Source organism: Desulfovibrio ferrophilus (assembly GCF_003966735.1).
Classification (GTDB): Bacteria; Desulfobacterota; Desulfovibrionia; order Desulfovibrionales; family Desulfovibrionaceae; genus Desulfovibrio_Q; species Desulfovibrio_Q ferrophilus.
In genome coordinates this window covers 2784916-2809287 of record NZ_AP017378.1, presented here as the reverse complement: position 1 = coordinate 2809287, position 24372 = coordinate 2784916, and the positions used below count along the sequence as shown (strand labels likewise).

Annotated in this window: 23 protein-coding genes; all 23 read right to left on the bottom strand. The window is 54.0% G+C overall.

Annotated features, from left to right (window positions below; translation table 11 throughout):
* Window positions 1–4: 4 nt before the first annotated feature.
* The 23 genes from EL361_RS12955 to EL361_RS12845 all read right to left on the bottom strand — a co-directional run bounded on the left by EL361_RS12955 (window position 5) and on the right by EL361_RS12845 (window position 24367).
* Window positions 5–712: an acylneuraminate cytidylyltransferase family protein gene (locus EL361_RS12955; RefSeq protein WP_126380200.1), complete on the bottom strand. Its 708-nt coding sequence runs from the start codon at window positions 710–712 to the stop codon at window positions 5–7.
* Window positions 713–715: 3 nt separating this feature from the next.
* Window positions 716–1396 carry a class I SAM-dependent methyltransferase gene (locus tag EL361_RS12950; RefSeq protein ID WP_126380198.1) on the bottom strand — a complete coding sequence of 227 codons (681 nt, stop codon included), beginning with the start codon at window positions 1394–1396 and terminating at the stop codon, window positions 716–718.
* Between the two features lie 16 nt (window positions 1397–1412).
* Entirely contained in the window at window positions 1413–2426 is a 1014-nt protein-coding gene (locus tag EL361_RS17385; RefSeq protein ID WP_172961750.1) for a sulfotransferase family protein, read from the bottom strand.
* A 14-nt stretch (window positions 2427–2440) separates the two neighbouring features.
* A complete protein-coding gene (locus EL361_RS12940) occupies window positions 2441–3901 on the bottom strand; it encodes a hypothetical protein (protein WP_126380194.1) in 1461 nt (486 codons plus the stop codon).
* Window positions 3898–4626: an acylneuraminate cytidylyltransferase family protein gene (locus tag EL361_RS12935; protein WP_126380192.1), complete on the bottom strand. Its 729-nt coding sequence runs from the start codon at window positions 4624–4626 to the stop codon at window positions 3898–3900. The genes EL361_RS12940 and EL361_RS12935 overlap by 4 nt, the downstream gene beginning before the upstream one ends.
* Before the next feature lie 110 nt (window positions 4627–4736).
* Window positions 4737–5852 carry a hypothetical protein gene (locus EL361_RS12930; protein WP_126380190.1) on the bottom strand — a complete coding sequence of 372 codons (1116 nt, stop codon included), beginning with the start codon at window positions 5850–5852 and terminating at the stop codon, window positions 4737–4739.
* Window positions 5849–6904, bottom strand: coding sequence for an aminoglycoside phosphotransferase family protein (locus EL361_RS12925; RefSeq protein WP_126380188.1), 1056 nt, complete (start codon window positions 6902–6904; stop codon window positions 5849–5851). The genes EL361_RS12930 and EL361_RS12925 overlap by 4 nt, the downstream gene beginning before the upstream one ends.
* Window positions 6905–6919: 15 nt before the next feature.
* A complete protein-coding gene (locus EL361_RS12920) occupies window positions 6920–7975 on the bottom strand; it encodes an N-acetylneuraminate synthase family protein (RefSeq protein WP_126380186.1) in 1056 nt (351 codons plus the stop codon).
* Window positions 7976–8029: 54 nt separating this feature from the next.
* The gene (locus EL361_RS12915; protein WP_126380185.1) at window positions 8030–8824 is read right to left on the bottom strand and encodes a formyltransferase family protein; all 795 of its coding nucleotides are present in this window, start codon (window positions 8822–8824) and stop codon (window positions 8030–8032) included.
* Complete coding sequence (locus EL361_RS12910) at window positions 8821–9747, bottom strand: polysaccharide deacetylase family protein (RefSeq protein WP_126380183.1); 927 nt, start codon at window positions 9745–9747, stop codon at window positions 8821–8823. The genes EL361_RS12915 and EL361_RS12910 overlap by 4 nt, the downstream gene beginning before the upstream one ends.
* A 233-nt stretch (window positions 9748–9980) precedes the next feature.
* Complete coding sequence (locus tag EL361_RS12905; protein WP_126380181.1) at window positions 9981–11213, bottom strand: N-acetyl sugar amidotransferase; 1233 nt, start codon at window positions 11211–11213, stop codon at window positions 9981–9983.
* Between the two features lie 13 nt (window positions 11214–11226).
* Window positions 11227–11892 (bottom strand): imidazole glycerol phosphate synthase subunit HisH, encoded by a 666-nt coding sequence (gene hisH, locus EL361_RS12900; RefSeq protein WP_197723437.1) that lies wholly within the window; start codon window positions 11890–11892, stop codon window positions 11227–11229.
* The gene (hisF, locus tag EL361_RS12895; RefSeq protein ID WP_126380177.1) at window positions 11873–12766 is read right to left on the bottom strand and encodes an imidazole glycerol phosphate synthase subunit HisF; all 894 of its coding nucleotides are present in this window, start codon (window positions 12764–12766) and stop codon (window positions 11873–11875) included. Before hisF ends, hisH begins: the two co-directional genes overlap by 20 nt.
* 58 nt (window positions 12767–12824) lie before the next feature.
* Window positions 12825–13553, bottom strand: coding sequence for a class I SAM-dependent methyltransferase (locus EL361_RS12890; RefSeq protein ID WP_126380175.1), 729 nt, complete (start codon window positions 13551–13553; stop codon window positions 12825–12827).
* A 32-nt stretch (window positions 13554–13585) separates the two neighbouring features.
* Window positions 13586–14674, bottom strand: coding sequence for a nucleotidyltransferase family protein (locus tag EL361_RS12885; RefSeq protein ID WP_126380173.1), 1089 nt, complete (start codon window positions 14672–14674; stop codon window positions 13586–13588).
* 493 nt (window positions 14675–15167) lie between these two features.
* Entirely contained in the window at window positions 15168–16700 is a 1533-nt protein-coding gene (locus EL361_RS12880; RefSeq protein WP_126380170.1) for a class I SAM-dependent methyltransferase, read from the bottom strand.
* 84 nt (window positions 16701–16784) lie between these two features.
* Window positions 16785–17465 (bottom strand): acyltransferase, encoded by a 681-nt coding sequence (locus tag EL361_RS12875; protein WP_126380168.1) that lies wholly within the window; start codon window positions 17463–17465, stop codon window positions 16785–16787.
* Window positions 17466–17510: 45 nt separating this feature from the next.
* Window positions 17511–18257 carry a sulfotransferase domain-containing protein gene (locus EL361_RS12870; RefSeq protein WP_126380166.1) on the bottom strand — a complete coding sequence of 249 codons (747 nt, stop codon included), beginning with the start codon at window positions 18255–18257 and terminating at the stop codon, window positions 17511–17513.
* A 29-nt stretch (window positions 18258–18286) separates the two neighbouring features.
* Window positions 18287–19432: a GDP-mannose 4,6-dehydratase gene (gene gmd, locus EL361_RS12865; protein WP_126380164.1), complete on the bottom strand. Its 1146-nt coding sequence runs from the start codon at window positions 19430–19432 to the stop codon at window positions 18287–18289.
* Window positions 19433–19449: 17 nt separating this feature from the next.
* The gene (locus EL361_RS12860; protein ID WP_126380163.1) at window positions 19450–20856 is read right to left on the bottom strand and encodes a mannose-1-phosphate guanylyltransferase/mannose-6-phosphate isomerase; all 1407 of its coding nucleotides are present in this window, start codon (window positions 20854–20856) and stop codon (window positions 19450–19452) included.
* A gap of 175 nt (window positions 20857–21031) precedes the next feature.
* Window positions 21032–22195, bottom strand: coding sequence for a glycosyltransferase family 4 protein (locus EL361_RS12855; RefSeq protein ID WP_126380161.1), 1164 nt, complete (start codon window positions 22193–22195; stop codon window positions 21032–21034).
* Window positions 22192–23118, bottom strand: coding sequence for a glycosyltransferase family 2 protein (locus EL361_RS12850; protein WP_126380159.1), 927 nt, complete (start codon window positions 23116–23118; stop codon window positions 22192–22194). The genes EL361_RS12855 and EL361_RS12850 overlap by 4 nt, the downstream gene beginning before the upstream one ends.
* Window positions 23105–24367: a sulfotransferase gene (locus tag EL361_RS12845; protein WP_126380157.1), complete on the bottom strand. Its 1263-nt coding sequence runs from the start codon at window positions 24365–24367 to the stop codon at window positions 23105–23107. Before EL361_RS12845 ends, EL361_RS12850 begins: the two co-directional genes overlap by 14 nt.
* Window positions 24368–24372: the final 5 nt, after the last annotated feature.

The following is a 24372-nucleotide window of genomic DNA, read 5'->3' as shown; positions in this document are numbered from 1 at the left end:
GGCTCTATTTACCCTTCTTTGCTTGGGCAATGCACCGGGCAAGACGCAAATCCAACTCCGTGTCAATATCAATGGAGTCTTCCTGTGTCATCAGGTAGGGGCGCGTGTTTTCGCCAATCAGGGCGCCCTGCGTGATGACAGATGTAAACGAGGCATAAATGGCACCGTTGACCGTGTATGTTTTCGGTAGTTTCTGGCGCTGGTAGTATTGTCCTTCATGGTCGATGAATGGTTTCACCCGGTCGTTTTCGATGGTTCTCATCCAGTATGGGGGGTCGGAAGATTCACAGAGCGAAATCACGGAGTCGCATTCTTCATCGTGCAGTAGGTTCAGGGCTTCTCGAACGTGGGTGCCCGTTCTCAATGGCGATGTGGGCTGGAGAAGAACGGTGATATCCGGCCTGTATCCCGATTTGTCTAGCTCCGCCAAGGTGTACTGGACGGCGCCGAGAACGTTGGCCTCGCAGGTGGCCAGATTGTCAGGGCGCAGGAATGGCACCTCGGCCCCGTGCTGGAGAGCGATGTCACGGATGTCGTTTCCGTCGGTGGAGCAGATGATTTTATCCACTACGCCGGACTCCAGAGCCGACTCTATGGCCCAGGCAATGAGGGGTTTACCCTCGAAATTTATGATGTTTTTTCCAGGCAGTCCTTTGGAACCCTTCCTCGCGGGGATAATGGCAAGAATTTTCCGTTGGGCGGAGTGGGACATGGATCAGGCTCCAAAGGGTTTCTGGGCGACGACAACCCATTCCTGGATGACTTCCGGCCCACCATTGACGCTGCGTATGACATAATCGACGCTTTGTATGGTGAGCTGGGAACCATAAAGGCTATCAAGGTCTCCCCTGGAAGAAAAGCGCACAACGCCGCAGTCATTGCGAATGGCTCCTGCGCTGAGGCTGGAGTAGGTGTTGGGTTCGCCCGGGATGGATTCTCCCATGCCGTTGCCGTGCGTATCGGTGCCGAAAGTCATGGAAAATAGCTTTCCGCTAGGTTTCAGAACGCGAGTGATTTCAGCGACAATGGCCTTGGAGTCCTCCATGCTATTCGCATAAAGGCATTCACAGTCGATAACGGCGTCCATTGAGGCATCAGGATAGGGCAGTGAGTTCACATCGCCCACAGTCAGTTTGGCATCAAGGCTTTGCCCCTCCAGGCGATGGCGTAACTTGTTGATGGCCGATGAGCTTCCGTCTCGGCCATGGGTTGTGAATCCCTCGCGGGCGATAAACCAGAGGTTGGCGCCTGTCCCACACCCTATCTCGAGAATATTGACTGCAGATCTGCAGTCAGCCGAGAAATAGTTTCTGGCGACGAATCTTACGACCTCAATGTCCGGGTATTTGCCCCAGTCTCGAGATTGGAATAATTTTTCCCAACCAGCATCCCACATTTCTGATCCCCCTTCCTTATGCCGTCTTCATTGCTGGCCGAGTTGATATTCTCGAATAGAATCTGGCAATGTGTTTGATGTTGGGGACGACAATTTGTGTCTCCGCCTCTGTGAAGAATTTCCGTTTGCTGGTGCTCCTGTCCTTATCAATGCTGTGCCCGACGAATTCCTCCATTAGAAAGGGATTGAATTGGCCCTTGAACCTTTGCGGAGAGGAAAGCCCGAGGAAGTGATGGATGCATTGGATGTACTGGTCCGGGGCATCCAGAAAATCCTCGAATCGAAGAATCAGGAATTGGTCAGATTTGAGCAACGGATCAAGAAGCTTGTTGGCATATTCAAGATAGGTTTCAAGGCTCTCAATCAGGACGGCAGAAATTCGGTTGTTTTCGCGCTCTTTGGGAAGGGTTTTTTGAGCGTGCAGGAGTCTGGCATAGATCGAGGCGACATTATCCAGGGGATGACGGACGAGAACGATGAATTTTCTGTCTGGATACTCGCGGCTGAGCAGATTGAGGTGTTTGATGTTGGCTGGCATTTTTTCCCCAACCATTTCAAGCTTGTTTCTGTTTTTTTCCTCTGGAATCAACTGGTTCAGAATGATGCCAAAAAATTCCTTCCAATTCGTACCTTGACGGGCAGCCTGAAGAATGGCTTCAAAATCGAGCATATTTCCATAAATGGAATAGCGGCTCATATTTTTGATGAGGGTTTCATTGGTACCCACCGAAAAATAAGCATCGGTGAGGATGGAAAGGTACCATTTGGCCTGATCCAGGCTGACGGGCTCGGTGAAGGAGGAAACGGTGTGGATTTCTGCAAACCGATTGTCCTTGAGCCTGCGCATTTTTTCATTGAGGCGGAGAAACAGCGGATGAACGAGGCTGTCCACGATGGTGAACAGCTTTGGATCCTCACACAGGATCGACGAGACCAATGTAGTGCCGCTATGTCGTGGACCGGTCAGAAAAAAATGAGGGAGTAGCCCGTCTGCCGGCTTTGGTGCTCCGCCCGTGGATTTTGATGGCATATCGGATCTCATGGTTAGTCCAGATTGAATTGTCGTTTGGAGTTCAGCTTGGCCAGGGGAATCCCTTCCCGATATGCCTTGATGATCATCTGCAGCTCATCCTGCGAGGCAAGCGCGTCGATGGAGGAGTTGATCCACTCCTCGAAATTCTCGGGTATAGGGGTGAATTTAGTTCTTAGATAATTGCAGTAGTACAGGTAGTAGAAGCAAATCTTGGCCTCTCGTTGCTGGTCCGCGTTGGTGGGAGGTGCGGATTGTCGGAATTCTCTGATCAGCCGGAAATAGTCATCAGCAGACCGGGCTTTGGTAACAAAGGCCAACTCCGAGTAGTAGACGGGGCTTTCGACCAGTGTGGTCTTGCCCATCATTGCTGTTTCGACGCCCACTGTAGAGGCGTATGGCAGCACGAATTTTGAGTCGGCCACCAGACGGTAGGTATTGACCGGATCGGTTCGCCTGAAGAAATGGAAACGCGGATTTCCGGAGAATTGCTCAACGAGTTTTTCACTCAGAAGGCCGCTGTGGTTGTAGATGCTCGGGTGCTCACGTACGGCGACCTTGCCGCCTTCTTTGAGAATGAATTCGATGGTATTGTTTAGCCAATCCCAGAGTCCGGAAAAGTCCGAGCGGGGCAAAAGCGAGGCGGTGTCGCATTCCACGTTAAGCGGTATGAGGGCATCGAATTGTCTGTCCGTCGAATCCTCATCGAATGTTACGGGTTGGAACTGGCGGTCATCCTTGCGGGCGAGTCTGTTGCTGAATTCCTGCTCGGACAGTTTCAAGGCCTTTTCAAATCGTGGGAAATCGTCAACAGCTTTGACCAAACTCGGAATATCCCTGAGATATCCGGCAACATCATTTGCGCCCATGAGGAATTCGTTTGGCCCTGAATCGTAGGTGCTGGTGCGGACTCCACAGGATTTGCCTGCCCTGATAAAGAGGCCGGAGTGACCTGCCAGGCCACCGGGAATGACTACTGCCTGCATGGGAACGGTATTGAAGACACCTTTGATTTTGGGCATGACCTCGAGAAAATCTTGGAAAATACGAGCCTGAGTCTCCAGAACTTTTGCCGTGGGGACCGTTGTGCGGTTGATGTAGAAGGCATTGAGTTTGGCGTTGTCCTGCAAAAAATCCAGGTCGCTCTGGCTTGCCTCAACATTGGACATCTCGGACAGGTGGACCAGAGGCATGAATGACAGTTGGGTGAGGATGGCGTTGAGCAGGGCGCTTTCGTGATGGTGATCGCCCGGGATAATGTTTTCTGTCATGTCGTCATAGATCAGAACGACATCGGTCCCGGCGGCGCGTAGCATCAGGGCCAGGGCGAGATTGAACCAGGGAACGGTATTGCAACTCCAGCGGGTAATGACCACGCCGATTTTTTCTCCCTGAGGATGCTGGGCAAGGATGGAGGGCAGGCTCCGGTTGACGAAGCTCGCAAAAAGCTCCGCTTGCCTGTGGAAAGGTATCATGTGGTTACCGCCTTCGGAGTAGCTTCTGGTCTGTATTCGGCTCGTCGCCGCAGTAGCAGATCTGCCATGATCAGGTCATCTTCGGTGTCGATGTCAAGGGAGCGGCTGCGAGGCATCACGTAGGCCAGCGTCTGCTTGGTGTGAAAGCTTTGTGTTTTCAGGAAATGGGATGTTTCAGCCATGAAGACAGCCCCGTTTGGCATATACACAGGGGGAATTTCCTGCCGCCGTTTAGTTAAATACTCTGATTGAATCAGGGGAGAGATGGTGTCGCTTTCGTCAAGATTGTACATCCAGTAAGGCGTATGCTCGCATTGGGTCACGGTAACACAGGTCTTGCTGGAACGTTCGATACACAGGCGGATGCAGCCGTCGATGTCCTCTACCGATCGCAGAGGGGTCGTGGGTTGAAGGACCAGCACGTAATCGTATCCGGACATCCGTTGCAGAATGTCATGCACGACTTGTTCACTGGTAATATGGTCCAAACCCAATCTGCGCGGTCTGACAAAAGGTGCATCAAGTCCCATCGATTTCCCGGCATCTATGATCTGGAGGTCGTCGGAAGAGAGAATTAATCGGTCGATAAAGCGTGATTTGCGCGCTTCCTCGGCGGTCCAGGCCAGCAGAGGCTTGTCCGCCACTGGTCGAATATTCTTGCGGGGGACCCCTTTAGAGCCGCCTCTGGCCGGGATGACGGCGAGTATCTTCCTGTTTTGGAACATGACCTGACTATCCTTGTCGATAACTCATGAATTGGCTCAAAAGGCCATTACCCTTGTACGCAAGGGGTTAAGCAAAATGTGTACCCTTCGCACACTATCCTTGGGAAAATTCAGCTGGACAATGAGGAACAGATTCGGGTGGCAATAATCTCAAGATTAGGGCTGACCAGCTGTTTCGTTTGTTCGTAATAGTTGCGTGCGGTCTTTTCCGACAATGAGTCAGACAACAGGCCTGGCAATTGAGCTTTATCAAGAAGCCAGTGCCCGATGCCCTGCTTTGCCGGTGGCAGCGCATCCAACCCGGTAACTTTCTGCATGAATTTCAGTGTGCTGGGTTCGGTCATGAGGTAAATCAGGCTGCCCAACGGGCGAGTGCTGTGCCTGGACAGGTGGCTGTGGTCGAGCCCGCATAACGAGAAAGGGGTGACGACGAGATCGCAGGCGGACAACCATAGCTCGGTTTCAAGGGAACTGGTGGTATCAAAAACTGTCAGGCCCGCCTGGCCGGCATAGTCGATGGTTTGCTGCTTATCTTGTTGGAACTTAGGGTGCTGGCGTAAGAGTAGTGTTGGAGAAGGGTTCTGCTCGGTCAGAACATTGACGAGTGTATGAAGGAGTTGTCTATGGCCCGGTATGGAGGGGGATTGGCCGAACCATCCTACAAGGGATGCGTTGTGATCGACACCGATTTTCTCGCGGGCGGCTTGACGCATGACCGAAGGATCAAGCTGTTCATAGAGGGAGTATTTCACGGGGCCCGTTACGACACAATCCTCGATTCCCCAACGTTTTTGGGTCAGCTTTGCTGCGAAGTCGTCAAGCACGAAGTAGGTGTCTGCAAAATGCCCCAGCCGCGGATTGGCGTCGCCCCAGAAATCCTGAAAGGTGAAGCTGGGACCGTTGAACAGAGCGGCAACGGCCTCGTCGATACCTGCGCCATACGAGGAAATCGAAGTCAGTACAGCATTGGGTCTGATGCGTTCCAAAAGACGAGCTGTGGCATCAAGAAGTGCCTCCGGAGATGTGTTTGGATCAATGTGACTGCTGCCATTCGGCAGGATGAATTCCGGGTGATCACCAAGTGACTGCCGGAGTCTTGTATGTGCGGGGCCGCTGGTTGCAAGATAGATTTCGAGGTCGGATTCCTTGCGAAGTCTGAGGACGATGGCTTCGATATGCCCAACTGCGCCGGGATCCCGGGCGGTGATAAGAAGTCGACGGCTCATGAGTTCGCCCCAAGTGCTCTGGCCTGACGTTCAAGAGCGATGAATTTCTCATATTCCGAAAAGGGAGTCATGAGATTCTCATACGCCCTGGCATGGATGATATGGATCATGGATAGTCTACAGATTTGAGTCATCATCTCAGCAAGAGGCGGGAATGTTGCTCCATATGACTGTTCGGAGATTCTGAGACGTTCATCCAGGAGACGAGGGGCAGGCTGGTCTCGCATCAGGAAGCGTTGGACAAAGAACGCCAAGTCGTAACCGGGGGGGGCAAAAGTGTGGGGCGCTTCTTCAAAATCGACGAAGACGGCCCTGTCGTTGTGATGGATGACGTTTGCCGGGTGTATCTCACCATGCACGCATTGCGCGTTCTCAAGTGCCTCAAACCGGGGGCGGAAGCCCTGGATCATTTCTTTGAGGATATCGATATGCTCAATAGCCCAGAATTCGTGCTCCTTGAAGATCTCCGTGCGCTCAGAGGCAAGATCGGTCGCGATGCGATTTTTCATGATTTCGAAATGGGAATAACGGGCTGTGGCGATGGCCTTGATTTGTGCACTGCCAGGGTAGCTCTTCAAGAGGCGATGTGTTTTTCCCAGTGAGTCCGCAATACTCCGGATCTCGGCGCTGGTTCCCGTGAAATGCCGGCCCGCGAGGAATGGCCGAATGTCTGCCCGGAAACGCTCTGCACGCCAGTCAATCCATCCCGTAGCAAGGATGGGATTGACGTGGGCTCCGCCTTTGGCAAGATATGAAAGAAGTTCCTTCTCCGTCTCGGGCTGTCCAGGCCGGGTGCTGATGCGCAAGAACAGGTCCTGGTTTTTCGTGAGAACTCGATAACGGCCCGCAAGGGAATCTGTTTGCCTGAGGGCATGAAGCTCTGCATCACCGCCAGCTTCCACACCCAGCGCAGCCAAGACTTGCTGGATGCCTTTTGCCTTTTGCTCATTCACTGTGGCCGTGAACTCCAACTCCTCGGGCGCATCACCCCCCGGCCAGGCCATCTCGGCGGCCTTGGGTGGGAGATTTTGGTCCGATTGTGGGGGAAGCATGACAATACCTCGTGTTTAGCGGAAGTCTTCGGGGTTGAGGATCGAGTATTGTGGGATGTCGCGGAGTGCCTTTGTTCCCTCGACTTGAGGCCACTGCGAAGCGGGCATGCCTACTGGAGGGATGGCAAATCCGACATTATGAATTCCCAGCGTGTCGCCTTCCTGGATATTCGTCCAGGCAATCAGGCATTTCCAGCAGCTTTCATCCCGGGGTGAAGAGACCTCTGGTAGATCCTGCCCCATCGCGGCCGCACAGTTTTTTACTTGGCGGACGGTTGTTGCTAGTTCGGCCAGCCGGGTTGCGGATACGAGATCCTGTTCCGGGCGGTCGGGGTCCTCATCAACACCTTTCTCAATGATATTGACCCCCGCCCCAACGGCGGCAAACATGATCTCATTCCCCTGATAGTGGCAGGCCAGACCAACGGGTGCTTTGAAGATGCGCTTGTAGGTGGCGAGGGAGTGCAGATCGTGTGCCTCGGGGGGGGCTGGGTTGGCTGCGGGATGGTGGTTGATGATGACCCCGCCCTGGCCTGCGTCTCGAGCAGTTTGGACCGCCAGGGCCAACTCGTGCAGGTGAACATCCCCAGCGTCAAACAAAATGGGGAGATCAGTGCCGGCAGCATAGGCGATCAACCCGAGATTGGAGATGTTGTCCCGTGATATTTTGAGCCCGTGCCCCTTCTGAGCCATGACGAAATCGATGCCATCCTTGTCGTACACGCTGCAGACTATGGGAAGTCCGAGTTGATGGCAGGAGGAAAACAAGCGAGCATAGTCCTTGAGAGGGACCACCTTGCGCTCTACAAGAGCTCGATAATCCTCTTGTGTTTTGCCGCTGTTGTGATTGTAGGTGCAAACGAGCCCGGTGTTTTTCAGGCAGATTTCTGGAGTATGCAGGATTTCCGTTTTCAGGATGTCGGCGCCACTGTCCTTGATCCGGTGCAAGTAATCCAAGGCTAGGTCGATATCCTGGTTGAAGAACGTGCCGATTTCGGCCATGAAAATGACGGGATGCCGATCTCCGACCGGGATATTCCCGATGGTAACTTCCTGGTATTCGTTTTTCATTTGTGCCTGCCTCTCCTGCTGCCGGAGCCGCTAGAATCGTGCATTGCGCCAGGATTATCCAATGAATGGCCTGACAAAGTTGTTCAGTTGTCTGTCACGCAGGGATTGTCCGATTTCCCGGGGTGAGGGCAGCTCATCCAGATATTTCCGAGCCACCTCATCGGTGAAATCCGCATTTCGGGTATAGCGGATTTCCCGGCGACGATTCTGCATGACGGGTTTAATGGTGTTCATGGTACCTGCCTTGAGGTGCTGGACAAGGCTGTTGTGAGCACTTCTGACCGCGAGCATTCCCAGCTCGAAAGGATCGGTGTCTTCGGCTGGTGGCAGAGCGTGGTAAAGCATATCGCCCGAGTCCAGACCCTTGGAAATGTAGTGGATGGTTGCTCCTACATATTCCGGGTGACCATCGAAGGGAGCCCAGAAATTGCACGAGCTGCCCCGATAGTATGGGGATATTCCCATATGGATGTTCAGGGCTTGTTTTGCAATGAGTTTGTCGATGAGAGGGGCCTTGATCCAGCTGGAGCCGAAGATGATGAATTGATCGGCAGCAAGAGCCGGGCTCAAAGCCTCCATGTTGATCATGTTCAAATCTCCGGCACTCATGGGCATTTGGTGCACATTGGCAGGCCCGAAGCGGTGTGTTCCGAAGATTTTGTGTTCGGCCTCAAGAACACGGGTGAAATACTGTTGCATGGTTTGGCTGCGTTTGAAGAAGCCTTTAACTCTGCCAGGGAAAAGCGTGTTGCATTCCTGAATGGCGTAGACCGTGTCGGCAATTTCAGCCAGGGACTCGATAAGGGCCATATGCCGGGGCTGATTTGATGTGAAGACGGTGATGTTCATTGAGCGAGGCTCCTGGCGATATTGGAATGGTCTTCCCGGGGGTGTTCTAGGTGTGATCCCCCGGAAGGGGCCGTGTCTGCTCGGAATCCCAGCGTTATTCCCAACTTCGTCAGGATGCTCAGGGTGTGGCCTGTGTAGCGGTTGCAGGGATGGGACATGGTCGTGGGCGGTTCCCCTAAAATCTCAGTCAGTATGCGGTGGTTGGTGGCATACTCTTGATGTTGCTCGTCTTCTGTCAGGCGCTCCATGTTCATCGGGTGGGAATGTGAGTGCAGACCGATGACATGCCCCTGTTGATGAAGCTTCTGGAGATGCTCAACCTTCATCCACAAGGCTTCTGAGATGGCGGACAGATCCTGCCCTGATGCTGCGATGAGATCATCCATGAGCCTGTCATATTCCCAGGCACTGAGGACCTGATCGCGGAGGTAGCGAAAGATCCGGTCGCTGGTTGAATAGAAGGGATAGTCCGAGAGATAATCCTGTGGGGAAAAAGCCGCTAGGGGGGCGATGACCTTTGTCCCGAAAGTGGTCTCTGCGGCACGGAAAAAAGTGCTGTAGAAGTCTTCGATGTCCTCGTAGCAACTGTTGCGGAAATGGCGATAGACCTCAAGACGCTCAACGTGTCCAGCCATTGGCGAGGTGTACACAAACCAGAATGCCGTTAACCCCAGATCGCTGAGGACCGGCATGGCCAGATCGTACTGGCAGCGAAGAGAATCGTCGAAGGTCAGACAGGCATGAGAGGACCCGAGGGAGTCGTCTTGAGCCCGGTTGAGGTACTCTTTGGCTGGAAGTAGATCATAGGTCAGTTTTAGATACTCAAGTATCTGCTTGAAGTCATGCTGGCTGATGGAACCTTGTCCGGGAAGGTGTCCTTGCCCGTGAAAGTGGTGGAACATGATGCCGAGGGGACCGTTCATGGCTTGCTCCACGTCGTTTCAGGAAAGCACCACCGATCAGAGTTGATATCATTACCCAGGTCGCTGTTGGGCAAGCGACAAGAGCCGAAACCTGTATGGTGCGGCCCGGTAATGATGTCGGACTCAATTTCAGAGAGAAGTGGCCTTTGTAGCCAGTAATCCCCCCGACCTCCTGTGACAACGCAGATAGTCTTGGTCATGGATGTCTCTGTTGGAGAAAATCGTGGTGATTATTAGGATACCTGTTGCCTGAGCTTCCACTCGTTTCCTTCCCGCTTCCAGATGTGCTCCGGACGGAAGGAGTCGATGATTTCCCAGAACCGGGATTCATCGAGGCTGACGTACTTCAGGAAATCCTGGAAGTATTTCTGCGGGAATTCGCCATCGTAGCGTTGAACGAGGGCGACTCCTTCTTCGCGAGTGAGGTGCCCGTTTCGAATCTCCAGTGCGGCATCCTCGGTGGCTCGGCCGCGGCCCGTCTTGATGAACCATGTGAAGAAATGGAAGCCGTCGACCTTGTCATCGAGACTGCAGTACTTTGTATAGGTTCCTTCAGTCCGGCCATCGGGATTGACTTCGAACCCCGTGTGTTCGGTGGAATAGTAGTAGGCCCGTTGAGGATCGTAATTCAGATAGTACGGCAGGAAATGCATCTCGATTCCTGACTCGGACAACCTGTTGACCTCAAGCGGCAGATAGGGATGCAGGTCCCTGGTGGTAATGCCATGGCGAGGCAAATCGTTGATATGCACGCCGCTCAGATACAGGTCCTGCTTTTCGGTGCGGGTGAAGAGCCGTGTATCGAAGCTCTTCTGGGTGAAATCCACATCCGAGCCGATGCCTTTCTCGGGGTAGAAATCACCATAGAAAATGAGCTTGATATCCTTTTCCATGGCCACCCGGGGGGCCACATTGTATTGGCCCAGCACAAAGGGCTGGAAGGGATGCAGTAGATTCTCGAAGGCGAGGCGGGTGAGGGTAGAATGCACTTGGCCGTTGGGGGTATAGAGGATGTTATCCAGGCCGCTGTGAATCCAGGAGATGAGATTGCGCCAGCCGATGTCGGTGTAAATATGGGGTGCCCAGGTCACGGTCAGCGGATTCATGTTGTATTTGTGCTTCAGGATATGCGCAGTGTAGCGGCTGTCCTTGCCCCCGCTGCCGGGGACCAGCACGTCGTAGGAGCCGTCTGTGCGGCGATGCCTGGCCAGAAGCTCCAGAAGCTCTTCTTCGCGCTCTTGCCAGTTGATGGTTCTCTTATACTCGAAGTAACGACACGCCGAGCAGACCCCTTCATCATCGAAGATGATGTGGTCCTTTTGGGAGCTTTTCTGGTCGCTATGTGGGGCGGAACCGATGAACCGCTGGTTGGATTCCACGCACTTGGTGCAGTATTTAACCTCTAACGGCAGACCATTTTTTGAAAAGCCCAGATTTCCGACTGTCGTAACTTCCTGTTTCGACATGGTGTCTCCTTCTTTAGTGAATGGCTCGGCAGGCAAAGGCCCGGTACACGCTCATCCCTTCCGGGCCACTGCGTTCGGGGTGAAACTGGAATCCCCAGATATTGTCCTTGCCGAGGCCGGAGCAAAAAGTCGTCCCTGCGTATTCCGTAGAGGTCAGGGCAATACTCTGATCCTCGGGAGCGACATAGTAAGAATGAACGAAATACATCTTAGAGCCAAGGGGAACCTGTTTCAGCGGCGTGTTTTTCCAGGGATTGTCAGTCGATGATCCCCGAGGCGGCGAGACCTGGTTCCAGCCGATGTGTGGGACTTTCAGTGTCCTTTCACCTTGAGCCGACGTTTGCAGTTTGTTGACGGATCCTGCAAAGATCCCGAGCCCCTCGTGGGTGCCGAATTCATGGCTGACGCTCATCATCAGCTGCATCCCAAGGCAGATTCCCATAAATGGTTTGCCCTGCTCCACTGTTTTTCGCAGAGTAGTGATCAGTCCGCGCTGTCTGAGGGCTTCCATGGCCTGACCGTAGGCGCCGACGCCGGGCAGAATCACGGCACAACTTCGCTCCACTTCCTGTGGGGAGTCCGTGATGCGGCTGTCCAGGCCGACCTTGTCGCAGGCGCATTTCACGCTGTACAGGTTGCCCATCCCGTAGTCGATGATGCTAACTCGCTTTGCAGACACAGTCTGTCTCCTGTGATGCGGGGGCCAGAACGTCACGTCCTTCATAGCCGTGTTCGGACAAGAAGTGCTTGAGCTCGGGCAGCGACGTGTAGGCCATATGCCGAGGCAGGGTCAGATTCCGCAGGAAATCGACATTGCCCTCGGTGAACGATTCCAGATCCTGCTGGAGTGCCTTGGCGATAGGGTAGTGCAGGATGGAGGCGACGCTGACGGCGTCGGCCAATCCTTCCTCGATGACTTGCCAGATGTGCTGAGGGCTCCCGGCACCTCCGCAGGCAATAACTGGGATAGAGACGTTTTCGGAAATCTTTCTGGTTAGCGCGAGATCGAATCCTTTGCCGGTCCCTTCATTGTTTACGGACGTTAGGATGATTTCTCCTGCGCCGAGTTCCGCGGCCTGCTCTGCCCATTGGCAGGCATCAACGCCTGTGGGAGTCCGACCATTGTCGGTAAAGCATTCCCAGTTTCCGTTGGGGCGAAGGATCGCTTCGATGGAGACGACGATGGAAGACGACCCGAAACGCAATGATGCCTCGCGAATCAGCTCGGGACGTTTAATGGCGGCGGTGTTCAGCGCCACTTTGTCCGCCCCGGAGCGCAGTGCGCTCTGGATGTCGTTCAGGCTGCGCAAACCGCCCCCCACAGTCAGTGGGATACTGATTTCACGGGCGGTGCGTTCCACGATGTGCAGCAGACTGTTGCGCTGGTATAGGCTGGCCACGATGTCCTGGAAAAGCAACTCGTCCGCACCGTTTTCATAATAATGGCGGGCGAAGTCTTCAGGCTTACCGAGTACTCGCAGACCCTCAAGCTGGACGCCTTTGACAAGGTTGGCACCCTTGATGTCCAGTCTCGGTATGATTCGAATATTCACCGTTTTTGCTCCTCAACCATTATCCCGTCGATGCACGGCGGCCAATACCCTCCGGCGATCAGGTATTGATGCATAATATCTGGAGTTCCAGGTTTTTGAGTCCATTCTTCAAAATTCGATTGCCCTCGGCAGTGGTCTCGGTCCAGCTCCGGATGGGATCATCCGCACGATAGGGCAGGTCGAATGGGAGTTCAAAGTCCACGTAGGTGTGAGATGATACTCTTGGGTCGGCATCCAGATGTGCAGAGATGGAGGCTTTCGAGAAGTGGTTCCAGCCCAGGTTGTATTCCCCGTTGTCTCCGCTGTAGCGCCATCGTAAAAGGGTATCAATGGGATAGTCGTTGAACGAGCTGAAGATATAAGCCGCGCCGCCTTTGGCGGTGACTCTGATCAATTCGTCCAGAGGCTCGGTGAAGTCGTCAAAGATGGAGATGACGCCGAGCATGGTGGCGTAGTTGAAACGGCCATCCTCAAACATTGAGAGTTGCCTGGCATCACCGCAGACGAAATGCGCCTGGGGCACCTTGCTGCGTCCGATGTTCAACAGGTCTTCGGAATAATCCAGGCAAAAGGCTTCCAGACCATTGAAGCGGGTTAGCAGATAATGGACAAATTCTCCATTGGCTCCACCGATGTCAATCAGCGCAAAAGAGGAGTCTTCGGCTTGGCGTTGCGCAATCATTTCTCCAAGCATTTTGAAAATATGCTTGGGATTGTCATGGTTGCCCTTGTGATAGACCGCGGTTCGCTTGTCGTATGTGGCCTTCTGCTCAAAGGCATCTGCCATGGGAGTGTCTCCGTTGTTGTGTCGGGGGGGAGTTATTGTGTCCCTGCGTAGGCGAAGGGGTCGTTGCTGCCCTGGCAGTCGGCCAATTCCGCATATTCGCCATTTGCTTTTTCATAGTCATCCATCTGTCCGATATCGAGCCAGAATTCCCGGATCGGGAAGACTGTGGCACCGCGACCCTGCTTGAGCAGGGTCTCGAACAGAGTGGTCATATCGTAGTAGGTGTCCTTGGGAATCATGCGCACGGCCTCCGGCGAGAGAACATAGATTCCCGCATTGACGAAGAATTTTTCCAGAGGTTTTTCCCTGATGCTGCGTAGTTCGTAATTATCAACATCCACGACTCCATACGGAATCTGGATGGCGCTCTCGCAGACACCAATGGTGGCTGTGGCATTGTTCTCTCTATGGAAATCCAGCAGGTGCTTGAAGTTAATCTGGGTCAGCAGATCTCCGTTCATGACGATGATGGGTTCATCCATGGGGGGGAGCAGGCTGAGGGCTCCGCCAGTGCCAAGGCGTTTTGACTCCCGTAGGTAGGAGATGTCAGCGCCCCACCGGCTTCCGTCACCAAAATGACGTTCGATCATCTGAGCCTTGTAGTTGACCGAGAAGAAGAAATTCTTGAAATGCTGTTGCAGCAGGTTTTCCAGTGTGATTTCCAGAACAGGCTTTCCACCCACCGGCAGCAACGGCTTGGGGCAGGAGTTGGTCAGTGGGCGCAGGCGAGTGCCCAGACCACCAGCCATGATAACCACGGGGGCACTGATGCTTTCCACCTGCAGTAATTTTCTGAGAAGCTCCAGGCGTACGATTTTTCCGTCCTTGTCAAGGATAGGTAACTGTCTGACATAGTTCTCTTTCATTTGCCTGCGAATGGCATCCATGTTGTCGGAGGTTGAGGCGGTAATTGGCGTGGTGTTGGCGATGTTCATTACCGATTTATCAAGGTCCACGTTGCGCAACAGGCCCCGTCGGATATCGCCGTCAGTGACGGTGCCCAGAAGCCGGTTCTGAGAATCAACGACAAGAGCAATGAGATAGTTGTTGCTGTCGATGACCTGCATGGCGGTCTTGATGGTCGAGTCTTCACTGATGATCGTGTCTTTCCAATCACACATGTTCTGCCTCCCGTGTCTGGGAGTTAATTCGTTGAGGAGAACCGTGGAGGAGGTAATGCAACAAGTGCACCAAGCTGCCAGCAGAATACCGAGTCCCCTTGGCCTGGGCGAAACGGTCGTGGAGGTATGACTCAGAACTGGCGATGCGGGTGGGGAGCATAGTCCGGGCATGACTCCTTTCTGTTGCCAGCCAGATTGTTCGAATGGAGGTGGTGCGATGTTGTCTCCGGGCCGATGATTTTTTGTTCTTATCAGAAACGTCCGGCGGGAAGATTCTTCCGCCCGGAGTGGTGGATTTCTTTCCAAGGGCAACGCGGGGCAAGTTGACCGGTTTTCGATTTCCAAGAGGGGAGCGGAGACCCTGCCGGTGCTTTCCAATTTGGGAATTGGTTGAATCGGTCATCGTCACGGGCTCTTCTATACTCCGCCAAAGGGTAGGAGCTCAAGTGGTTGTCCTAGCCTACAAAGACTGCGGCCCGAGGGAGCATACCTTTCAATTGGATTTCCAGATGTCTCCCTTCAACGGGGTTGCGCAGTCGGGACAAATGAGATTCTTGGCCTTGTCAAAGCGCAGTTGCTCTTCACAGCCGGGGCAGACGATGCGCAGCACCATGTCGCCCCATTTGTCGTACTTCTTCGTGTAGGTGAATCCGGAATCGAGCCGATCCAGGGCAAAATAGGATGTGGCGATATCAAGGGGGCTGAGATCACCCTCGGGCAGTCGATTTTCGAATAGGAGTAGAACCCGGAAGGACCAGGCTTCTGGCACGGGGTAATAGAGGATGGTCACATTGCGGAAGTACCCTTGGAATGACTGGATGAAGTTGTGGAGTGTATATCCCTCGGGCTGTCTTTTACCCACCCCGTTGGGCATGAATTCCACAAGCAGTCTGTGCGTTGTGAGGGAAGAAATTTTTTCGACAATGGTCGGGAAGGGCAGCTTTCGGGTTACGGCAAGGTGATGAGTCAGAGCAAAGGCACATGCCATGTCCCCTTGGATGTCGGGATTGATTGCCTGCCTGAAGTCGTAACGATTGGCAGTTAACGTCCCGAATAGGCCTTCAACGCCTATGGAAATGTGATAGCGGGGCGAAAGCTGCTCCACGTGGTTCTCGAAACGCATGATGGCTGTCTCATCAATGTCAAAGCCGTATGTCTGGACCCCTTCGTGGGCCATCATGAGAGAGAAGCGGCCCGCGTTGCATGCGATATCAATGGCCTTTTTAGGTTTTAAGTCCTTGATGATTTCGTGGATGAGGTGTGATCGGGTGTCAGGAGATTGTTCAAACTCCAAATTCAGGAAATCGGCATCTTTGTGGTATTTTGCCCACTTGGTCTCTTGTTGGTCGACGGTGATTTCATTGATGATATTTTGGAAGATATCCAGGCACTTTGACCGTGAAAAATAAGGGAAGTCATACTCGCGCCCAAGGATTTCTTTGAGCTCGTAGTTGCGTATAGAACCGACTTTGAAAAGGATGTGGCGCAGAGCATTGTGGAGATTGGGTTTTTCCATCTGCACCATGAGCACATTCAGGAAGCAGATCACGAACTGCTTCAGGGAGGACTCCCCATTGTTGATACTGGTCAGTGGCAGGATGGAGCCCAGGTCAATCCAGACAGGCTTGTGGTTATGGATGAACTGGATGTTTTCTTGATGCCCATCAATGGTGCCCAAGCCATAGTCCAGCAGGAAACGGTTGAGGTCCAGATATAGCTGGGCCGCCCGTTTTAATGCCGTGAATGACCACGTTGCCGGTCTGGTGACAAATGGGATGGTTTCATGCCTGAGGATGAGGGGGGAGGACTCCATGTGAAGATCGGTGATCCGCGTGTCGATCAGCAGATTGTTTTTGATGAGTTTGGGGATCAAACCGCTCTCAAAGTGTTGCAGGACATACTGTTCGGCTTCAGGGAAGATGGCCCGATAGATATCGCCCTGATACCGGAAAACACGACCGAGACGGTCGGCATGTCGGAATCCTGTGATGATCCATTCGACGTTTTTTTCATCGATTTTTTTCATGAACGACCTACTCTTCAATGCCTCGAACCGTTTCAACGGCTCGATACTGGATGGGGGTTTCAAAGCAGATATGAGTTTCCATTTCTAGATGCATTCCCCCCGCCCCGCGAGTAAGGGGGGGAGTTTCGATTGCTTTGAAGTGTGAGAGAGAATGTACCGATATTCTTCCCGAGAAGGCAGGGGCGTTCTTGTGCGGGCCTCCATGATGGCCTGCTGCTGCTGCTCGGTCACCGCCGCTTCCCAGGTGTTGGATTCGGGATTGAACATCTTGATGATCCTGGCGGGGATGCCGACGACAATTGAAAATGGGGGGACATCACGATTAATGACAGCGTTGGCTGCTATAACGCTTCCTCGGCCGATGACGATGCTACCGGTGACCACGGCGTGGATGCCCAGCCAGCAATTCTCTTCGACCACAACCCGTCCGGCAGTGAAGCCCTGCTCGCTGTAGGGACGGGTGATATTGTCCACCACATGATCTGCGTCGGAGACAAAAACCTGAGGACCAAACAGGCAATGGTCGCCGATTTCAAGTTGCCCCCCGGAGGAAATGAACGACTGACGGCCGATCAGGACGTTTTGGCCTATGACCATGCGGGTTTGGTCGTCTCTGTCACAGACGTTCAGCCAGCAGTTGTCAGCGATGACACTCCCGGAGCCGATTCTGGTATTGGCGAGGCCAAGAATCTGGACGTTGTTTCCGAAGCTGACATCGGGGAATTTTGCTTCCAGCGGCGTTGGGCTGTGTGTGGTCGAGCTCATTGTCTGTCCGTCTTTCCTGTAAGAAGCTGAAAATGTCTGTCTACTCTACTGCGAATACTGAAAGTATTCGAGAGCGGGGGCAAATACAGTGTTCAATGTGGCGATGGTTTCCGGAGCCAGTTTTTCCTTGTAGTCTCCGGGAACCATTTTGCGCTTATGCCGGTGCACGTCCTCGGGCACAATCTTGAACTCATCCTTGAAGGCCACCAGGCAGTGCGTGAAAAGAGGGCGGATGTCTTCGCCGGGAGCGAGGTGCTTGAAGCTCATGAGGTATTGCATAAGCCAGCGGTCGTAGTTCAGGACCATGTCTTCGTATTTGACCAGATTGCAGTGTTTGAGATTTTGATGGAGCTCGATGATGGTCTCATATCTTTTGGTCCAGGCTTTTGTGTAGCCAAGGACAAAGCTGTCGATCCCCTCGTTGATCCACTGCAGTCTCGTTTGTTCACTGGGCTCGAAGACATTTTTCTTGATGGGGTGGCTGTATGCTGCTGAAAAGAAGAGAGAAGTCAGGACGTCCCTTGGGTCTCTGGCATGGAAGATGATGGAGTGATCTTCGGGGATGTCGGGAATATTCGGGAGTGCCTCACCGATGCGAATGGGCCCGAAGACTGCGCATTCGTTTCGTGTTTCGATGATGGTCTTCCAGCTTTTCTCCCTGATTTCAGTCTTGAAATCATCACCATTGATTGAACACGGTATTACACCGAGGAATCTTGCGATTTCGTCGTTTATCTTGTGGATAAACATGGATGCAGCTTTGTGAATCGTGTAGACAAGAACTTTTTTCATTGTATATCCAGTGCCTGATCAGGAGTCTGTTATTCGTGGTGCTCGAACGTGCCAAAGCCGTTGTCCAGGCAAAGCCTGTCCTTGGCTGCGAGCATCAGATCGGAAACAACCATCTCACGAACCATTTCCTCGAAGCTGATACGAGGTTCCCAGCCAAGTTCCCGACGGGCTTTGCCCGGGTCACCCAGCAGGGTTTCAACCTCTGTGGGGCGATAGTAGCGTGGATCCACTTCAATGATTGGTGTTCCGGGCTCGGGTGCCTGGGCCTGGATGGTGGCTCTGACCAGATTCTGGAATCGTTCCTGGTCGATCCTGTCGATGACACCGACTTCAGCCTCGCCTTTACCCTGCCAGGCGATGGACAAGCCCATGGCCGCGGATGCGGTTTCCACCAGGTGGCGGACTGAATACTGGCGGCCAGTTGCAATGACATAGTCCTTGGGTGTGTCCTGCTGCAGCATCAGCCACTGCATCTCCACGTAGTCTTTGGCATGACCCCAATCGCGCTTGGCATCCATATTCCCCAGGAACAGCTTGGGTTGTAAGCCGAGCATGATTCGGGTCAGGGCGCGGGTGATCTTGCGGCTGACAAAGGTTTCGCCGCGTACCGGGGATTCGTGGTTGAACAGGATGCCGTTGCAACCATAGATGCCATAAGCTTCGCGGTAGTTGATCGTGATCCAGTAGGCATAGAGTTTGGCCACAGCATATGGAGAGCGAGGATAGAACGGAGTCCGCTCCGTCTGTGGCGTTTCCTGGACGAGACCATAAAGCTCCGAGGTGGAAGCCTGGTAGAACTTGGTCTTTTTTTCCAGGCCCAGAATGCGGATGGCCTCCAGGATTCTGAGCGAGCCCAACCCCACGGTGTCCGCAGTGTATTCGGGGGTCTCAAAGGAGACTTTGACATGGCTCTGGGCACCAAGGTTGTAGACTTCATCGGGCTGGACCGCCTGCATGATCCTGATGACGTTGGTCGAGTCGGTCAGGTCTCCGTGATGCAGGATGAACCGTCGATTGTCGACATGTGGATCCTGATACAGGTGGTCGATGCGGCCGGTATTGAATGACGAGGCGCGGCGAATGATGCCATGGACCTCGTAGCCCTTGTTCAGGAGAAATTCAGCGAGGTACGCGCCGTCCTGGCCCGTCACTCCCGTGATCAATGCTTTTTTCATGGAGCCTTCCTTTGCTCTCAGGTGTCGAGTCTGCCGTAGATATCTTCGAAACGGACGATGTCGTCTTCCTCCAGATACGGACCGGTTTGAATCTCGATGAGTTCAAGATCGATCTTGCCCGGATTGGTCAGGCGGTGCACCGTCCCCAGGGGGATGTACGTGGATTGGCTTTCGGCCAACAACAGCTCAGTATCACCGTTGGTGACCTGTGCGCTTCCTCTGACCACCACCCAGTGCTCGGCACGGTGGTAGTGCATTTGCCGTGACAGGGACGCTCCGGGTTTGACCACGATGCGTTTGACCTTGAATTGGTCGCCCTTAATGATGTTGGTAAAATTCCCCCAGGGGCGATAATCCGTCGTATGACCGAGTGCCTCAGGGCGATGGCGCCTGACAAGTTCATCGATCATGCCCTTGACGTTTTGAGCCGCGTTCATCGTGGTCACGAGGACCGCGTCAGGTGTTTCTACCACCACGGCCTTTTCCAGGCCCACGGTGGCCACCAGACGGCCTGTGGAATGAAGATAGCAGCCATTGCTGTCCTGCGCCACCACATCGCCCACGGTCACGTTGCCGTTGGCATCCTGCTCGCCATTCTCATGGACGGCTTCCCAGGCGCCGAGATCGCTCCAGGCGGTGTCCAGTTCCACGACTTTTAAATTCTTTTCTTTCTCCAGGACGGCATAGTCGATGGAGTTGGATGGGCAATTCATGAAGGCTTCACGTTCGGGCCGGATGAAATCCATATCCGGAGCGGAGGATTCCATTGCGTCCCTGCAGGCCTTGAGAATGTCCGGACAGTGGGTCTCAAGAGCCTTGAGATAGCGCGAAGCAGTGAACAGGAAGATTCCGCTGTTCCACAGGTACTGTCCACTTTCCACGTAGTCCCGGGCGGTATTGCTGTCTGGTTTTTCCACGAAGGCCTTGACGTTGAAGACGTCATTCCCCTGAGATTCTCCCTTGAGGAGATAGCCATACCCGGTTTCGGGGCTGCGGGCTGCAATGCCTAGACAGACAAGATCGCCTTGACGGGCAGCGCTTGCTGCCTGGGCGATGGCTTGTGCAAAGGCTTGCGTGTCGGGAATGCGATGATCGGCGGGCATTACAACGAGGATCGGGTCATCTTCTTGTGTCATCAGCGCCGCGAGGGCTGCCGCAGGAGCTGTGTTGCGCCCTGTGGGCTCCAGCACGATGCGCCCAGTGATGTTCTTGCTGCGCAACTGCTCGGCGGCAAGGAAACGGTGGGCTTCGTTGCAGATGACAATTGGCTGACACCCCGGGTCAAGGGCCGTCATCCGATCGAGTGTGGCCTCGAAAAGGGTCGCGCCCGGAAGAAACTCCATGAACTGTTTTGGATACAGTTCCCGGGACATGGGCCAAAGCCGCGAGCCTTTTCCGCCGCAGAGAATGACAGGACAAAGCATCTCAATCCTCGTTCTATTGCAGGTCGTCACCAGCGGTTGCAGTGCCACCGGCTTTGCATGGAGATCGGGTTCCGCCAGGCGCTGATCGCTTGGGGATCGATATCCACCTTGTCGAAGATGCAATATATGTTCCGATCAAGAGTCCTGTCTGAGTCTTCTTTTTGGGATGCGCGGGTCAGTTGCAAACAGTGGAGATCAATTGTCCGAGTCGTATGGACACGGCGTTGATTCCAAAGTGCTTGGCCAAAGATGATTTGGCGTTGCTGGCAAGCCGGGACCAAAGGTCGTCATTTTGCAGCAGGAGCAGTGTCTTGAGGGCAAATTCAGCAGGTGCATCAGCAATGAAGCAGTGGGTGCCGTCCTGAAAGGGAAATCCCTCGGCTCCGATGCTGGTGGTTACGATGGGCAGTCCACATGCCGCGGCACTGCCGACTTTCCCTTTCATGCCTGCTCCATAAGGCATGGGGCAGATGAAAACGCGGAATCGGGACAGGGCCTCATCCACATCGGGCACGAAGCCCACGGGGATGACGTTTTGTCCTTCCAGATGTCCAAGGCCTTCTCGTGCATTGTGACCCAGCAGGTGCAATTGTACTTCGGGTTTCTTTTCCAAAATGGCCGGGAAGATGGCGTGGACGAAGTGTTCCACGGCATCCACGTTGTGCTGGACGGCGTAGTTACCCAGAAAGGCCAGCCCGGATCGGTCAGTAGGAGAGGCCTCGGTTGCTCTGACAGGATGCACATTGGGGATGACTGTCACAGGAGCGCTGCCGGGGATGTTTTGTTCGATATCGTTCTTTTCCTCTTCGGAGACCGTGATGACATGATCACCCAAGGAATACAGAATCTGCTCCAGTCCCAGGAATTGCTCTGCGGTTTGCAGATCGTTCTGGTCTTGGGACATCTGGAATTTGCGTAAGTGTTTCTTGGCATGAAAGTCCATGGTGTCGAGGATCAGACAGGGGGTGTCCAGTTCCTCGCGCAAGGAGGCGCAAAGCAGGGTCATGGCATTGACGTAATGAATGTTCCAGAGGTTGGTGAGCCACACGGCCTGGGGTTTGAGCCTCTGGATATGCCGCAGAATCCGGGCCGGGTTCAGGGGAACGAACCTGAAATCGAAGTTCGGGCCGAACATGGCTGCGTATTCGTTGTCGCGGGGGTCACTCGCACAATACAGATAGGTGACTTTGCAGCCGTTGGCCTCAAGCATTTTCAGCAGATTGAAGATGCGGAAATTGGATGAACTGGCATCATGGCGGGGCATGAAATCGCTGACCATGACCATGTGCAGACCGTGGCATGGAAACGTGGTGATGGTATTGGACAGAATCGGATTCATCGGGAGACTCCCGCAGGCGATGTGGCAGGGGTGCGAAGCGGGATCTGAAGCTGTTTGTACTCCCGGTTCCAAGTGTCCAGAATCCTGTCGAGTTCCGGGTGTTTGGATTCAACGTACGCCCTGGACTTGGCCTGACGTTCCCGCTTCATGGTCAGATGCTGTTCACTGGAACTGTAATCGTGGTGCAGAACCGGGCCAGGGGTATAGATCATGCGCTCGGGTTGGCCGTAACGGTCCAGCAGGCGGCAGGAGAGTTCGACCCCCCCGTGTCCGAAGAAAATGGCTTCATCCCATCCTCCAACTTCGCGAAAGGCAGCTGTCAGGATGCTGACGTTGCCTTCAAGGTCGCAGTACCGGGGGAAAGGGTTGTCTCCCAGATAATAGTGCCCGGCAAAGCGATTCAACGGTGAATCAGTGCGGGGGCGGTAGACGCCACGGGCCATGAGAATGTCGAATCTGGCGTGGTCCTGTAAATGGGCTGCAACGAGATCGGGTTCGGGGAGGCCGTCGTCTTCCAGAAAGAGCAGGATGGGAGCATGAGCGAAAATGGAGCCAATATTGCGGGCGAAATAGGCGCCGGTATTGGTTTTGAGCCGCAGCACGGTGTCTGCATGGGGGTACAGCTCAGGAGCAAAGCCATTGCTGGAGCCATTGTCCACGAGGATGACTTCGATTTGTTGCCCCGTATCGCTCAAGGTCCGGCGTTGGGCTTCAAGGGAAAGAAGGGTTTGTAGAGCTCGCTCGTCCGGTTGCCAGGAGATGATGACCACGGAGATGGCCGGCTTCCGAATCGCTGACATGCAGATCAGGGAGTCCAGTGCCTGGACATAACTGGATTGCCGGTCTCTCCAGCCTGTGGCATGGATCATTTGGGAGAGTATTGTCGTACTCTGATCAGGTGTCCCGGCCTTATCTGGGCTCATGGTGGTCCTGCCGATGTTTTGTATTGGCCTGGAGCAGGGTCAGAGCCTGAACCATCCCGGTGCGTGCCGCCATGTCATAAGGGGCCAGTTTTGAGGCCCGTTTAAAGGCCTCGGCAGCCTCTTGAAACCGGTGCATGCGGGTCAGTTGATCTCCCAGAGATTTGTGAAGCGAGGGATTGTCGGGGTGCCGGGTGACGGCCTGGTGGGCGTGTCTGAGTACTGCCTTGGCAACGTCTCCGTTCGCACACTGGATTCGTGAATGTTCGTGGATGGCGTTGACCAACTGCCGGTGCTGTTTGTTTAGGGATTGCCCCAGAACGGTGAAGACTGTCGCATTGTCGGCATTGGCGAAGAGTCCGGAGAGATAGTTTGGCAGGAATTCGGCTGCCGGGGAGTCGGGATACCGGCTGATATTCAGAAAGAAATCATTAAGGAATTTCGATTGAGCCAGCCGCAGCAGAAAGGAATCGATCTGCGGGCGAAGCTGCTGGGGCGTTGCTGTTTTCAGCTCGGTCATGATGGAGTCGAGTTCTCCTAAGCCGTGGCGATCATAAAAGGACTGCTCAAAGTCGTAGAGTTCGCGCTGTTTGTTGGTGAGATAATCGGCAAAGCGTTCCTGGCGTTGCTCGAACTCCGACAAGGCCTTTTCATCAGACCCGGCTTGCAGAAAATCAAACAGGGAGCTGAGCGTGGTCCTGATGCCTTTGCCCAGGAACAAACCATTGTAATCGACCATCAAGGCCTCTGTCCCTTCGGGCAGGTTGCGGAAGGTTAGGAGCATCTGGGTGAATTCCACGAGGGCATAGAGCCCGGTCATGCCACGATGCCAGCCCGCGTCCTCTGTGTTGAGCGCTCGGGCATTCCACGAAAAGGCCGTGTGTGCCGGATTGCGATAGGTCCAGATCAGCCTGGCGGGTTGTCGTTGCAACAGGGAAGGCAACGAGATGTAGTATCTGGGTTTTTTGTTGCCCAGGGCCACAAGCTCGGTTTTGGGTTGGACAATGGCTAGATTACGCTCATGGAATTTTGCATCCGGGACCTGGGGATCGAAAAAATCATCAATGCAAAAAGGATAGACTGCCTTTTCCAGGGGCCAGTCGAAGCGCTCGATGCCGCAGAAAATAGCCGGATGCCTGTTCAGGGCATCGGCCAGGGCCGTGGTGCCGGAACGGGGGACGCCCATCACCAGAAACAGGGGTGCCTCAGGGTTTTGCATCACCGGACATTGATCGTTTTGCGTGCACAGCATGTTCG

What these genes read in the sequence shown, in the direction of transcription:
- EL361_RS12845 (WP_126380157.1), bottom strand. Translation starts at nt 24,367, where the DNA reads ATGCTGTGCACGCAAAACGATCAATGTCCGGTGATGCAAAACCCTGAG.
- EL361_RS12925 (WP_126380188.1), bottom strand. Translation starts at nt 6,904, where the DNA reads ATGCTTCCCCCACAATCGGACCAAAATCTCCCACCCAAGGCCGCCGAG.
- EL361_RS12855 (WP_126380161.1), bottom strand. Translation starts at nt 22,195, where the DNA reads ATGAATCCGATTCTGTCCAATACCATCACCACGTTTCCATGCCACGGT.
- EL361_RS12930 (WP_126380190.1), bottom strand. Translation starts at nt 5,852, where the DNA reads ATGAGCCGTCGACTTCTTATCACCGCCCGGGATCCCGGCGCAGTTGGG.
- gmd (WP_126380164.1), bottom strand. Translation starts at nt 19,432, where the DNA reads ATGAAAAAAGCATTGATCACGGGAGTGACGGGCCAGGACGGCGCGTAC.
- EL361_RS12885 (WP_126380173.1), bottom strand. Translation starts at nt 14,674, where the DNA reads ATGTGTGATTGGAAAGACACGATCATCAGTGAAGACTCGACCATCAAG.
- EL361_RS12915 (WP_126380185.1), bottom strand. Translation starts at nt 8,824, where the DNA reads ATGAACATCACCGTCTTCACATCAAATCAGCCCCGGCATATGGCCCTT.
- EL361_RS17385 (WP_172961750.1), bottom strand. Translation starts at nt 2,426, where the DNA reads ATGCCATCAAAATCCACGGGCGGAGCACCAAAGCCGGCAGACGGGCTA.
- EL361_RS12890 (WP_126380175.1), bottom strand. Translation starts at nt 13,553, where the DNA reads ATGGCAGATGCCTTTGAGCAGAAGGCCACATACGACAAGCGAACCGCG.
- EL361_RS12940 (WP_126380194.1), bottom strand. Translation starts at nt 3,901, where the DNA reads ATGATACCTTTCCACAGGCAAGCGGAGCTTTTTGCGAGCTTCGTCAAC.
- EL361_RS12905 (WP_126380181.1), bottom strand. Translation starts at nt 11,213, where the DNA reads ATGTCGAAACAGGAAGTTACGACAGTCGGAAATCTGGGCTTTTCAAAA.
- EL361_RS12875 (WP_126380168.1), bottom strand. Translation starts at nt 17,465, where the DNA reads ATGAGCTCGACCACACACAGCCCAACGCCGCTGGAAGCAAAATTCCCC.
- EL361_RS12955 (WP_126380200.1), bottom strand. Translation starts at nt 712, where the DNA reads ATGTCCCACTCCGCCCAACGGAAAATTCTTGCCATTATCCCCGCGAGG.
- EL361_RS12870 (WP_126380166.1), bottom strand. Translation starts at nt 18,257, where the DNA reads ATGAAAAAAGTTCTTGTCTACACGATTCACAAAGCTGCATCCATGTTT.
- EL361_RS12860 (WP_126380163.1), bottom strand. Translation starts at nt 20,856, where the DNA reads ATGCTTTGTCCTGTCATTCTCTGCGGCGGAAAAGGCTCGCGGCTTTGG.
- EL361_RS12935 (WP_126380192.1), bottom strand. Translation starts at nt 4,626, where the DNA reads ATGTTCCAAAACAGGAAGATACTCGCCGTCATCCCGGCCAGAGGCGGC.
- EL361_RS12950 (WP_126380198.1), bottom strand. Translation starts at nt 1,396, where the DNA reads ATGTGGGATGCTGGTTGGGAAAAATTATTCCAATCTCGAGACTGGGGC.
- EL361_RS12880 (WP_126380170.1), bottom strand. Translation starts at nt 16,700, where the DNA reads ATGAAAAAAATCGATGAAAAAAACGTCGAATGGATCATCACAGGATTC.
- EL361_RS12850 (WP_126380159.1), bottom strand. Translation starts at nt 23,118, where the DNA reads ATGAGCCCAGATAAGGCCGGGACACCTGATCAGAGTACGACAATACTC.
- EL361_RS12920 (WP_126380186.1), bottom strand. Translation starts at nt 7,975, where the DNA reads ATGAAAAACGAATACCAGGAAGTTACCATCGGGAATATCCCGGTCGGA.
- EL361_RS12910 (WP_126380183.1), bottom strand. Translation starts at nt 9,747, where the DNA reads ATGAACGGTCCCCTCGGCATCATGTTCCACCACTTTCACGGGCAAGGA.